Below are 11,961 nucleotides of genomic sequence, written 5' to 3'. Positions count from 1 at the left end.
CTTGCAAACACGCACTAACTTTTGATTAAGCGATTTGTCCGCATTATTTTTATACAATGTTACCTTGCGTTTTTATTGTTTTTTCAGTTTTATTGTCCGCTAAATATAGTGTTATTTCTTTCTTTTTTCTTCTTTTTTTTGAGTGATTTTCTGCGTTTAACAATTCCGCAAACTTGCTCATTTTTCCGCAGCGATTGGTTTTTCCGCAAACATGGTTTTACTGTTTTTGTTTATTCCGCAAACGGGCTAAAATTCCGCAATCTTGGTTTTTTCTGTTTTTAAATTCCGCAAAAACTTGCTTTAAATCTCAATATTTTTTCCGCAAAACTTACGTTTGAGTGAGTGTTTTTAATGCAAGGTAACGTTGATGTATAAGAAAAGTTGCGTGCTTGTGTGCGAGGATTTTCCGTAGGAAAATCAGATGCAAGCAAGCAAAGCAACGACCTTAATGCAAGCCTAAAATAGCAATTTTTTTTATACGGTGTTGCCCACTGTGGTTGTTTTTTATTTTTCGGTCAATTATTTATTCCGCTGTTGATTTTTATTCTGTTTGGCTCAATTCCGCAATATTTGTTAATTCCGCTTGAGTGGGCAAATCCGTAACGTGCTAAATTCCGCAATGTTATTTCTGTTTCAGATTCCGAGTAAATAATTCCACAAGTTGCTATTCCGACGCTTCGGAACCGCAAACGAGCTAAAAATTCCGCCGTGATTTTGAAAAATCCGCAAACTATTTTTCTGTTTATTATTACTTAAAAATCAAAAAAAAATTCTAAAAATAAGCTATGGTTTTTCTCGTATCGAGTGAGTTTCTCCCATTGTGGGCAACGTTTTTGTATATGAGCTGTGGCGTGTTTTAGCACGAACCTCTCCAAATAAAAAATGGCATTGGGAAATCCGCAGGATTTTCCAAGTGAGGACAAACCAAGCTATAGCTTATATACGGTGTTGCCAACTGTTTTTTTCGGTTCTAATTTGTTTTCGAAATAGGAACTAGTCGAAATTCTTTTACTTTTAGATATTTAGAATTATTTAGATTTATCGAGTTTGTAAAAACATCTTCAATTGTTTTTCCTGAATCAGGAATGGCCTCAAATTCAATTTCCACATTTTTTCCGTCAACTATAATGTTTGACCATTTGAAAATAATTGCATAAAGTCTACTATTCCCACCATCTCTATTCATTGTTCCTTTCGACTTTATGTATTTAGGCATTTTCCATCTGTTTATACACATTTCTAAATTCCCTAAATCTGAAAATTCTCCTGTTGAGTTATTGTAATATAAAGCATCTTTAAATTCTTCGTATGAAAATTTATTTTCATTTGATTCTTTACAAGAATTTAATATTAATCCAAAAAATAAAATTGTAATTGTTAAAATCTGCCTTACTATTAGTCTAATTTTCATTTGTCTTTATTTTTTCATTTACTAATAAATAATTCTGTTCATCTTCGTCAGTTAATTTTACCCAACCATTGGTTTTTACATCTTTTGAATAAGTCCTATTCTCAATTTTATCGTTGTAAAGATTTTCAAGTTCAAGAATTAGATGATTTAATTCGCTTATTGAAGTTTTAAATTTATTTTTTGAAAAATAAATTGAATCAATATTCTGAAAATATTTTTTAGGTGCTTCCCAATTTTTAAATTTTCCGAGAACGTATTCATCAATATCGTTACAAAATGAAATTAGGATTTCAAATTCTTCTTCAATTATTTCAGTTAGTAAATCTTTGATTGTGTATTCTGTAAGATTTGTGTTTAGTCTCACGCTACCCACTAGATTTGGAATTGTCAATCCAGTTAGACCTTTGTCAACACAATAAATGTTTATATATTCTTTCCAAAATAGTTTACTTTCAGTCATTTTCAAATAGTTGGCAACGTTTATGTATAAGATTAGTGGCGTGTTTAAGCACCTAATTTAGCAAATAATCACCAGATAGAAAATCCGATAGGATTTTCGTAAGTGAGCGAGAACTAGCCATTAATTTTATACTGTGTTGTGCTTAGTTTTTATTCAGTTCAGTTTTTATTTTTTCGTTCAGTTTCTGCAATAGTAATTCCGAACTTTCAGATGCATTTAATTTTCCGCTTTGAAATTCAGATATTATTGCAAAATTTGGCATAATTTCAATGTCATTCGATGGTTTTAGCAAAGAATCAATTGTCTGTTTTGTGTTGAATTCCGTAATAGAATTCAGCTTAGTTTTTAAGTTAGCCTTTTCGTATTCAAATCGGTCTGTTAATTTCTTTTTTTCGAGTTCGTTTTCTCCAACTGATTTAAGTTTGTTAATCAACGAATCCACAATACGATTGTGTTTAATTGCAGAATAATAAATCATTGCAGAATTTTCTCCGTCATATTTTTTAATCCGTTTCGAGTTAATTTCATTAAAGAGTTTTTCTATTTTTTTCTCCTCAATATTATTTAAGCTATCCAACTTAATTCCCATTGTCGAAAATGAATTTTCAACCTCTTTTGTAAGTTGATTACAAGAGGTGAAATTCAGGATTAATATTATTAGCAGAATGTTTTTCATAAATTAAGCACAACGTTTTGCAGCTAAAAGAAGTGGCGACGAACCAAGACCAAGCCAAAACAAATATAACGCAAACTTTTGAATTTTCGGAGAAAATTCGGAAGTATGCCCTTGCCTAAGCCATTACTTTTAACTGCTGTTGTGCGACGTTATTTATTTAAATCAATTACTGTTTTCTCTGAATTTGTTATTGTAGTTTCTTCATTTTCATCATCACTTTGACTACCAATTTCACAAGTTTCATTTTGGATTATTTTTCCTGTCATTTTACTAATTTTTAAAGTAAAATCACTTTCGCAGTTTCCAGTAGATTCTTGTTTTGCAATTTTTTTAAAATCAGTTAATTCATTATTCTGATTTATTTTTATTAAGTATAATTCTGATAATTCTCCATTAATCATTTGAATTTGTTTTAAAACAAAGATTGTCTTAATTAATTTGTTTTTAACCAAACATATAGGATATAGATTGTAATTCATATCTTTCCAGTATTCACCATTTTTTGAATACAAAGCACTTTTGCCTAATATAGTTTTAAATGAAGTATTTAAAGTTTTTTTAGATATTTTATCATCCTTGGAATTGTATTCAAGATTGCTGACAATTTTAATTTCATCCAAGTTTAAGGATTTTTTTTCTTGACAATTTGCAAAGAAATATATTGATAAAAAAAAGAATAGAAATTTATTCATTATTTAAGTTTTGTATTTTTATTTCTTGTTTCAGCTCTAAGTTTTTTTATAATGACGCACAACGGTCTCGTATAACCGTCAGTTACGGGTTAAATATACCAAAAACTTCGGTTCGTTACTGACCTTAGCAATTACCGAGTGGATTCGGACGTAGTCGAATCCACCGTAATTGCGGTTATACATTGTTGTGCCACGTTGTTTTTAAAATCCATATTTGGCTCTCATCAAACTATCTTTTTTCTCTTTCAATTCCAATGGCGGTAATCCAATCGAAATTCGGTTACTATCAACTTTTTTTAAGTCATCAATCATATTCGCATATCCTCCACCTTGAGCTCCATAAGTTCCATAAATTTGTGGTTCTCCGTTATACAAATAGTACTGGTCAATCATTCTTCCTAAAGTTTCAGGTGGTGCAGTTCCATTTTTTACAAATTCTTTGACTTTTGGCACAAAGTAATTCATTCGGATACTGTCATCTGTATGTAGTAAAAAAAGGCCAACATCAACTGGGTAATCCCTTGTGTACTGTCCAACAATTTTATTAGTTGGATGACCAATAGTTTCAAAAATCTCAATTAGTCGCTTTTCATGAAGTTTGTCAATACTGTCTTGTTTGGTTATATTTTCTTGATAATTGCTGTTGCGATACATTTGGTCGGCTTTACGCATTGAAATCAATTCGTCTCGAAGTTCAAAGTTTGCTTTTTTTTCAAATTCTTTATGTAGATTATTATATTCGGAAACTAATTTCTTTCCGAAATCCGAAGAAAGGAATTCACTAAAATTATCATTATTCTCAAACCTGCTTAATTCGACACCATTTAGGATTTGCTCTTTAGCAAATTTGTAAGTAATATTAAACTTTTTTAAAATTGCTGAACTTTCGGTGAATTTTCCAATTTCGTTATAAGTAGATGTGTTTTTTGCATTGCAGGATTTAAAAGCATCTTGGTATAATTCAAAAGCCTTTTCATAATTCTCCGCTTCAAATTCCAAATCCGCTTTATAGATAGTTTGATAATAATCTGTTATGTAATTACATTCAGATTTTTTCATCGTTTGGCAACCAATTAAAATGATTGTAAGTAAAATTGAAATATTTCTCATAAGTTTTTTATTCAATGTGGCACAACAATTGTATAACTACAATAAATAGTAATCCAATTGTAGTTATATCGTTTATGTATGCAATATATTACTTTTTAATAAGGTATCCAATGGACTTATAATAGTTTTATTGTTAATTTCAATAGTTTTAGTATAAATTTCTGTCGTTTTTGGAGAACTATGACCTAACATATTCTGTAAATGCCGAATATTTATGTTGTTTTCAATACAATGTGTAGCGAACGAATGACGCAAGGTATGAACTGTTGCCCATGGGTTAGAATTAGTATCGTTCACAGCTTTTCTAAATATAGCTCTTATGCTAGCTGTGCTGTATTTGCAACCCGATTGTCCTTCAAATAACCAGTACGATGGTTTATAGGCTTTATAGTATTCTCTTAATAATACCAATAATTGCTCAGGTAAAATGGTTTTCCTGTCTTTTTTACCTTTGCTGTCTTTTATAAATAAATAGCCGTCATTAGAATGAACATCTGCAATCCTTAAATTTAAAAGTTCAGATATACGCAATCCACTACCATAAATGGTATGCAAAATGGCTTTGTGCTTAATGTTTTGAGGAGATTGGATGATATTTAGTACCTCACTTTTACTCAATACATTTGGTATGGATACCGCTTTTTTTGGCCGTTGGATATCATAATATTCCCTGGGCGTTTTTAGGGCGTGCTCATAATAAGCTTTAATAGCATTGATTAATTGATTCTGATAACTTTCACTAATCTTGCTCTTTTTAATAAGTTCATACACAAACCCTTCAATGTCTTCTTTTGTAACTTCTTTTAGATTGCGATGCATAAATTTTCCCAAAAACACACTAAACATTTTTTTATAAACTTGAATGCTCGAATTGCTGTATTGTTTTAAAACCAGTGCTTTTTCAAGTTCAAAAAGGGCGTCTAAAGCATGTTCAGTTAGAGGAACACTTGGTACGGGAGTAAAACGGATATCTTTTTCAATTTTATGATTTTCGCCACATATCTTTTTTAAATACTCAAAATTTTGGACTGTATTGATTACCGACCACAGTTTTTGGTGTGGATGCCAAAAACTACTGTTCATCTTTTTTAGAGCCTCTCTAACAACAATCATGTCATAGGGTATAAAAACCTTAATACGCTTCGCTTCTTTAAAAGGCTGATATATAATAGGTTGCATATTAACTAATTTTTAATTTTATTTATCATATTTAAAAGTAGTAAAAAAGATTATAAGTAATGGTGGTTTGTTATAAATAATAGTATTTTAACCGTTAAAAACGAATAAATGTAAAAATCTATAAACCACTCACGTTACGCAAAATCAGTCTTAAATTTCATGGTTTTAACACTTGAATAGTTAACAACTTTTATCTCATAGAATAATGGAAAACTTTGCAGATCTGTACAGTGATTATTTGATAAGTTCAAGTTCATGTACCACATCAACAGGTATGGCCAGTTTGTTGTCAATTAAGCACGACAAAACCACACGGGAGCTGTCCAAAGGCAATTAGGACAGTAAGTTTTTATGGAAACAGTCCAAAGTCTATGTTCAAGAAATGACCCAATCAAAAGACATTGTAACCTTGAGTTTTGATGATTCCATAGAAGAAAAAAGATATACTGGTGAGAGCGAGCTTAATTGTTGGCATTTGGCCATGTGCTCGGCAGGTCGGTAAAAGGGGTGAACTTCCTAACGGCTTTGGTAGAAGTTGGTGGCATGCGACTTCCTTGTGCGGTTGAGTTTGTAAAGAAAGATACGTGGGTAACCAATGCTAAAACAGGGAAAGAAAAACGCAAAAGCAGTGTGACAAAAAATGAACTGTTCAGAAAGATGTTGCGCGGATGCTATGGGAAATTTAGATTTGATTACGTACTGGCCGATAGTTGGTACAGTTCTGTTGAGAATATGGATTGTTGCAAGAAAGAATTAAGGTCCGATTTTATAATGGCCCTGAAGAGCAATCGAAAAGTCGCTCTGTCATTAGAGGATAAAGAAAATAAAACATATATAAGTATTGAAACATTACAGCTGGGACAACAAACCGTGGAGGTTTGGTTCGAAGAACTGGATTTTCCGCTGTTGCTCACAAAGCAAGTTTTCAAAAACGAGAATGGTACAGTCGGAGAGTTGTACTTGGCTTGTAGTGATTTAAGCTTATCATATGTCGAAGTTACTACAATCTACAAAAAACGGTGGGGAGTGGAAGAATATCATAAATCGATAAAAAGCAATACTGGTTTTGCAAAATCGCCAACCAAGAAAGTCAAAACACAGATGAGCCATTATGTACTGTCCATAGCAGCTTACATAAAATTAGAATGGCTCAAACAAAGAACGAATAAAAATCATTTTGCAATGAAGGCTCAAATCTATTTAGCGGCCCAACAAGCGGCTTATATGGAGCTTCAAAAGTTATCAACACCTAGAGCTGCGTAATGTAGTTTTTGAATCATTTTTTGCGTAACGTGAGTAAATAAAACGATTTTTCTAAATATTTTCCACTCATATCTGCGATAGAGTTGAATAATAATCCACTTCCAAGTTGTCCAGCTGTTACCTCATTGCTTAATATACCACTTCCGTCAACATCAGTTTTAGGTTTCACACAGGTTCATCACAAACAACTCCCCCCTGTTAGCGCTCGTTCATATCCCGTAAATAGGTCAGGATATGGTAAGTTCTTTGTTGTTGTTATCCGGTAAATATAATTATTTTTTTTACATAATTGAAGAATTTCCCTTGTGTTTTTTAAGGCGTTTTTGTGTTAAGAATTGCTGTGAAAACCTTTTGGAAATTTAATCCTACTTCTTGAATTAATATGCTAGGTATTTTTGGCATTTAACATTTAGCCAGCTTATTTCAAATAATCTATTTCCTTAAATTCCCAATCCGTTCCAACAACGTAGGATGCGAATAATGCATAAACACATAAGCCGGATGTGGGGTTAAATTACTCAAACTATTTTTGGATAATTTTTTAAGCGCCGTAATAAGTGGTTCTGCTTTAAAAGAATTTTTAGCATAATCATCCGCTTCATATTCAAATTTTCTGGAAAACATGTTCATAATCAAACCTGTAATTTCCGAAATAGGCGAGTACAGCAGTCCAAAAGCAATCAACCCGATATGAAAACTTGGTATTTCAACACCCAACGCATTCGATAATAACGGATTGGAAATAAACAACGACAAAATATAAAGCGTCAATCCGGTCAATAAAATAGAAGTGATTAGATTAAAAATAATGTGCTTCTTTTTGTAATGCCCTACTTCGTGCGCCAACACCGCAACAATTTCGACTTCATTTAAATCATTAATCAAGGTATCGTAAAGGGTTACGCGTTTTTCACTTCCAAAACCAGAAAAATAAGCGTTAGCTTTGGTACTTCTTTTAGAGCCATCTATCACAAAAATTTTATCCAATTTAAACCCAACAGTTTCGGCATAAGAAGCAATTTTATCGCGTAAACTTCCAGCTTCCAAAGGTGTTTGTTTGTTAAATAAAGGCACAATAAGCTTGGAGTAAAACATATTCATAAACAAACTAAAAACAGCCACCAGTCCCCAAGCATACAACCAAAAATGAGTGCCAGTAGATTGGTAAAACCAAATGATAAGCGCTAAAATACCACCACCAACAATAGCCATCATCAACCAACCTTTTATTTTGTCAAGAATAAAAGTCTTAACGGTGGTTTTATTAAACCCGAATTTTTCTTCAATAACAAAGGTGCTGTAATAGGAGAATGGCGTGGTTATAATATCACTCCCAATCATAATAATCCCAAAAAAGATAAGCGCAATAATAATAGGATTATCGCTGTAACTTCTGGCGATATTATCAACAAATTCAAAGCCGTCAAAAATTAAAAAGCCTAATGTCAACAAGATTGAAAAGGTTGAAGTGAGCAACCCAAATCTATAATTGGTTGCTTTATAGTTTTGCGATTTTTTGTATTCGGTTTCATCATAAACATCCTGTAATTCAGGCGGAAGCGCATCGTTAAAATGTTTGGCATTTAGTGCATCTAAAATTTTATCTACAATGAAATTGATGATTAAAATAGCGATGATGATGTAGAATAAACTCTGTGAACTCATAAAATTCCAATATTTTAAATTCCAAATTCCAATAAGTTAGCATTTGGCTTTTGTTTTTTGATTATTGAGAAATTTTTTTTACAAAAAATTTCTCTGTCTTTTCGCTTCAAAAATAAGAATTCCCGCAGCAACCGACACATTCATGGAATCTATTTCGCCTTGCATGGGTATAATAATATTTTGAGTCGCATTCTCCAACCACTCGTTACTTAAACCTGTCGCCTCCGTTCCAACAACAATGGCCGTAGGTTTTGTAAAATCCTGGGTATTGTAATTAACTGATGCTTGCAAAGCGGCGCAGTAGATAGAAATATTTTTTTCTTTTAGAAATTCAATAATTTCAGAGGTGGGCCCCATTACAACATTATTGGTAAACAAACAACCCACACTAGAGCGAATAATATTTGGGTTGTACAAATCAGATTTCGGATTCGCAATAATTACCGCATCCACATGGGCAGCATCGGCAGTGCGTAAAATGGCACCAATATTACCAGGTTTTTCGAGTGCTTCGGCAACTAAAATTAGTGGGTTTTCAGTTTTAAATGTTAATTCAGCTATGTTGTGGTTTTTGCTTTTTGCCACGGCAACCACACCTTCAGTCGTATCGCGATAGGCTAATTTTTGATAAACATCGGTAGAAATGGAAATGATTTCTGGTTTATATGTTGATGTGTTTATGAGCTTTTCTATTTCTGTTTCAGAGATGATGTCTGGGTTAAATAAAACGGTTTCCAACCCATAACCGCCTTTTAACGCTAAGGTAATTTCGCGCTCCCCTTCAATTAAAAACAGACCGCTTTTTTTGCGTTCGCGCGCCTTGTCTTTTAATTGAACTAGTTGTTTTATATAGCTGTTTTGGTTACTTGTTATCTCTTTCACATGTAGATATTTATTGTTTTTATAGGTTATGCGCCATTCGCATTTCTTCATTGGCGTTTGCGACCCATTTTCGGTAATGCTCATTTCATAGGTATGTAGCAAAAGTAAAGGATTTAACGTAACTTGAACAAATTTTATACAACAAACAATGCCTAATCAATTATAATAAAATGAAAAAAGCATTTCTATTATTTCTATTGTAACTTTAATTTCATGTGTTTATATTATTGTTTTTTATCCCGATAGCTATCGGGACTTCCATGTAATCATTGCTTTGGGTATCAAAACTCCGTTATGGAAGTTTCATGTAAGAACAACAAAAGTGAAACAACAAACTATTCCGAAGAAGAATTAGATATAACAACACGTATGTACCCGGAAAACATATCGAACGTATTTAAAGGCCACGGAGGTTTAGATACATGGAAAAACATGCAATCTCTTGTATTTACCATGCAAAAACCCAATGGCGATGAAATGACTACCACCGATTTAAAAAACAGGAAATCACTGATAGAAATGCCTAATCATACCATAGGTTTTTACGGAAAGTCGGTTTGGTTACACTCAAAAGATACCACGACATATAAAGGGAATCCTAAATTTTATTATAACCCGATGCTCTATTTTTATGCCATGCCCTTTATTTTGGCTGATGACGGCATTAAGTACGAAGATGCAAAACCGTTGGTTTTTGAAGGTAAAAGTTACCCCGGTATAAAAATTTCTTATAATGCAGGCATAGGGGAGTTGCCCGGCGATGAATACGTTTTGTATTATGATGCCGAAACATACCAAATGCCGTGGTTAGCATACACAGTAACCTATTTTACCAAAGAAAAAGCAAAGGAATTCCATTTTATAAAATACAGCAATTGGCAAACCGTTGAAGGATTATTATTGCCAGAAACCTTAACGTGGTATGATTATGAAAATAATGTACCAACCACCAAACGCAACGATTTGCAATTTATAAATGTTATATTAACTAGAAGCCCACCATTGAAAACTCTATTTGAAAAACCAGAGGGATGCAGCTGTTGTGAATTAATAAGTGGAATCGACTTTTTTTATTATGCCTGACTAAGTGTCGGCAGACATGAAATTTAAAATTTTCTTGTTTGGAATTAAACTACCTTGCGGGCTCCTTCCCCGAGGTCGTTTAATGAATCACTTTTAAAACTCAGGAAATTCATTAAACTTGATGAATAAAGCCTACTTTATATTAGTTTAAGTTGAATGCAAAACATGAAAAAAAATGCTGGATATTATTCTTGATTTTGATCTAAATTTAGCTTTTGGTATTACACTCTTTTTTATTGTTTAATTTTAAGCATTTTCAAAAATTTATATGAAAAGAACATTAGTTAGGTTTAGAAATAGCAAGTTTCGAAAATACATAATGAGGCATCAAAAATATGCGCCTCTTATATTTTTTATTAGTGGATTTATTTTTGATTCCTTGACTCTCGGGCGTATTGACCGATTGTATGATTTGGTCGTCTTAAGTTTACACATGACATTATTAACGGTTACACTTTATCTCTATAATTTAGCTGACGATGGCACGTGGAAAAATACATTTCTTGAACGGTATGAGGAATATTTTCCTTTAGCTATTCAGTTTTTCTTTGGTGCCCTTTCTAGTGCCTATGTTATTTATTTCTCAAGAAGTGTTTCTCTATCTAAAACAATTTCATTCTTTATCATCCTTGTAGTATTATTTGTTGCCAACGAGTTTCTAAAAAAACGAATATCAAATAAGTATTTACAATTTAGTGTTTATTTTTTTGTAAGCTTTACTTTTTTTACTTTTATGATACCTGTTTTCATCAAAGTAATGAATACAAACGTTTTTATTTTTTCGGGGTTGGTTAGTTTAGTTTTTACCCTGATATTAATAATTGTTATTTATAATATAAGTCCAAGTACACGCGCAGAAATACATATTGGAAAAATTATTGGCATCGTATTTATAATGTACGCAACCATTAATTTATTTTATTTTTTTAGCCTCATTCCACCTGTACCTCTTGCGCTGGAAAGTGGTATTGTGGCTCACAATATTATAGTGGAAAATAACAACTATGTAGTAACCTACGAAACCGATGAGTGGTATGTGTTTTGGAGAGATCATAGGTTGAGGTTTATTTACAATTCTGGTGAAAATGTATATGTTTTTACATCAATATTTGCTCCAACAGATATAGAGAAATTGATATTTCATCGCTGGAAATGGTATAATGACAACACTAATGAATGGGAAATTGTTGAAGATATAGGTTATGACATTACTGGGGGCAGAGATGCTGGTTATCGTGGTTATACATTCAAGAATAATGTAAAACAAGGATTGTGGAAAGTTGAGGTAATTACCGAAGAGGAGTTGATTTTAGGTATCATTGATTTTGAAATCATAATGAGTACTTCCTTAAGTCCTATACCTATAAGCGTAGTCAATAAAAAATTCTGACTATAGAGCGTGTTGAACAAAATCATAACAAAAGGCTAAGAATATATACTGTTTTTTATACCTGATAATTTTATTTTAATTTATCTTAAAAATCCACCTGCTTTGCAGGTGGTAATGTTCTGATGGCTATGCCTTATATTTGTACCATGA

12 protein-coding genes are annotated in these 11,961 nt (G+C 32.3%); 4 read left to right on the top strand and 8 right to left on the bottom strand.

What is annotated here, in order from left to right; translation table 11 throughout:
* Positions 1–970 precede the first annotated feature (970 nt).
* The 6 genes from ACU1LP_RS18430 to ACU1LP_RS18405 form a co-directional block, all read right to left on the bottom strand.
* Complete coding sequence (locus ACU1LP_RS18430; protein ID WP_445737005.1) at positions 971–1,411, bottom strand: hypothetical protein; 441 nt, start codon at positions 1,409–1,411, stop codon at positions 971–973.
* On the bottom strand, positions 1,401–1,871 hold the full coding sequence (locus ACU1LP_RS18425; protein WP_445737004.1) for a hypothetical protein: 471 nt from the start codon (positions 1,869–1,871) through the stop codon (positions 1,401–1,403). The genes ACU1LP_RS18430 and ACU1LP_RS18425 overlap by 11 nt, the downstream gene beginning before the upstream one ends.
* Positions 1,872–2,013: 142 nt before the next feature.
* On the bottom strand, positions 2,014–2,547 hold the full coding sequence (locus ACU1LP_RS18420; RefSeq protein WP_445737003.1) for a hypothetical protein: 534 nt from the start codon (positions 2,545–2,547) through the stop codon (positions 2,014–2,016).
* Between the two features lie 149 nt (positions 2,548–2,696).
* Positions 2,697–3,239: a hypothetical protein gene (locus ACU1LP_RS18415; RefSeq protein ID WP_445737002.1), complete on the bottom strand. Its 543-nt coding sequence runs from the start codon at positions 3,237–3,239 to the stop codon at positions 2,697–2,699.
* Positions 3,240–3,440: 201 nt separating this feature from the next.
* Positions 3,441–4,349 carry a hypothetical protein gene (locus tag ACU1LP_RS18410; protein ID WP_445737001.1) on the bottom strand — a complete coding sequence of 303 codons (909 nt, stop codon included), beginning with the start codon at positions 4,347–4,349 and terminating at the stop codon, positions 3,441–3,443.
* Between the two features lie 72 nt (positions 4,350–4,421).
* Positions 4,422–5,528, bottom strand: a complete 1,107-nt coding sequence (locus ACU1LP_RS18405) for a tyrosine-type recombinase/integrase (RefSeq protein WP_445731989.1) — start codon at positions 5,526–5,528, stop codon at positions 4,422–4,424.
* A gap of 205 nt (positions 5,529–5,733) precedes the next feature.
* On the opposite strand from ACU1LP_RS18405, the gene ACU1LP_RS18400 reads away from it, so the two are divergent.
* Positions 5,734–5,865 (top strand): hypothetical protein, encoded by a 132-nt coding sequence (locus ACU1LP_RS18400; protein WP_445737000.1) that lies wholly within the window; start codon positions 5,734–5,736, stop codon positions 5,863–5,865.
* 170 nt (positions 5,866–6,035) lie between these two features.
* On the top strand, positions 6,036–6,791 hold the full coding sequence (locus ACU1LP_RS18395; RefSeq protein WP_445736999.1) for a transposase: 756 nt from the start codon (positions 6,036–6,038) through the stop codon (positions 6,789–6,791).
* A gap of 432 nt (positions 6,792–7,223) precedes the next feature.
* On the opposite strand, the gene ACU1LP_RS18390 is transcribed toward ACU1LP_RS18395, so the two are convergent.
* On the bottom strand, positions 7,224–8,456 hold the full coding sequence (locus ACU1LP_RS18390; protein WP_445731986.1) for a M48 family metallopeptidase: 1,233 nt from the start codon (positions 8,454–8,456) through the stop codon (positions 7,224–7,226).
* Between the two features lie 78 nt (positions 8,457–8,534).
* Positions 8,535–9,338 (bottom strand): TrmH family RNA methyltransferase, encoded by an 804-nt coding sequence (locus ACU1LP_RS18385; RefSeq protein WP_445733733.1) that lies wholly within the window; start codon positions 9,336–9,338, stop codon positions 8,535–8,537.
* Positions 9,339–9,632: 294 nt separating this feature from the next.
* Between ACU1LP_RS18385 and ACU1LP_RS18380 the strand changes: the two genes are divergently transcribed.
* The gene (locus ACU1LP_RS18380; protein ID WP_445733724.1) at positions 9,633–10,421 is read left to right on the top strand and encodes a DUF6503 family protein; all 789 of its coding nucleotides are present in this window, start codon (positions 9,633–9,635) and stop codon (positions 10,419–10,421) included.
* Between the two features lie 268 nt (positions 10,422–10,689).
* Positions 10,690–11,811, top strand: a complete 1,122-nt coding sequence (locus ACU1LP_RS18375) for a DUF2914 domain-containing protein (RefSeq protein ID WP_445733725.1) — start codon at positions 10,690–10,692, stop codon at positions 11,809–11,811.
* Positions 11,812–11,961 lie beyond the last annotated feature (150 nt).

Source organism: Mariniflexile sp. (assembly GCF_052728615.1).
Note: the sequence above shows the minus strand (reverse complement) of the source record. Positions and strands in the feature narration are given on the sequence as shown.

Bases quoted from the DNA above. Each gene is read 5' to 3' on its own strand.
- ACU1LP_RS18420 (WP_445737003.1), bottom strand. From the start codon at position 2,547: ATGAAAAACATTCTGCTAATAATATTAATCCTGAATTTCACCTCTTGT.
- ACU1LP_RS18380 (WP_445733724.1), top strand. From the start codon at position 9,633: ATGGAAGTTTCATGTAAGAACAACAAAAGTGAAACAACAAACTATTCC.
- ACU1LP_RS18405 (WP_445731989.1), bottom strand. From the start codon at position 5,528: ATGCAACCTATTATATATCAGCCTTTTAAAGAAGCGAAGCGTATTAAG.
- ACU1LP_RS18415 (WP_445737002.1), bottom strand. From the start codon at position 3,239: ATGAATAAATTTCTATTCTTTTTTTTATCAATATATTTCTTTGCAAAT.
- ACU1LP_RS18400 (WP_445737000.1), top strand. From the start codon at position 5,734: ATGGAAAACTTTGCAGATCTGTACAGTGATTATTTGATAAGTTCAAGT.
- ACU1LP_RS18425 (WP_445737004.1), bottom strand. From the start codon at position 1,871: ATGACTGAAAGTAAACTATTTTGGAAAGAATATATAAACATTTATTGT.
- ACU1LP_RS18410 (WP_445737001.1), bottom strand. From the start codon at position 4,349: ATGAGAAATATTTCAATTTTACTTACAATCATTTTAATTGGTTGCCAA.
- ACU1LP_RS18430 (WP_445737005.1), bottom strand. From the start codon at position 1,411: ATGAAAATTAGACTAATAGTAAGGCAGATTTTAACAATTACAATTTTA.
- ACU1LP_RS18375 (WP_445733725.1), top strand. From the start codon at position 10,690: ATGAAAAGAACATTAGTTAGGTTTAGAAATAGCAAGTTTCGAAAATAC.
- ACU1LP_RS18390 (WP_445731986.1), bottom strand. From the start codon at position 8,456: ATGAGTTCACAGAGTTTATTCTACATCATCATCGCTATTTTAATCATC.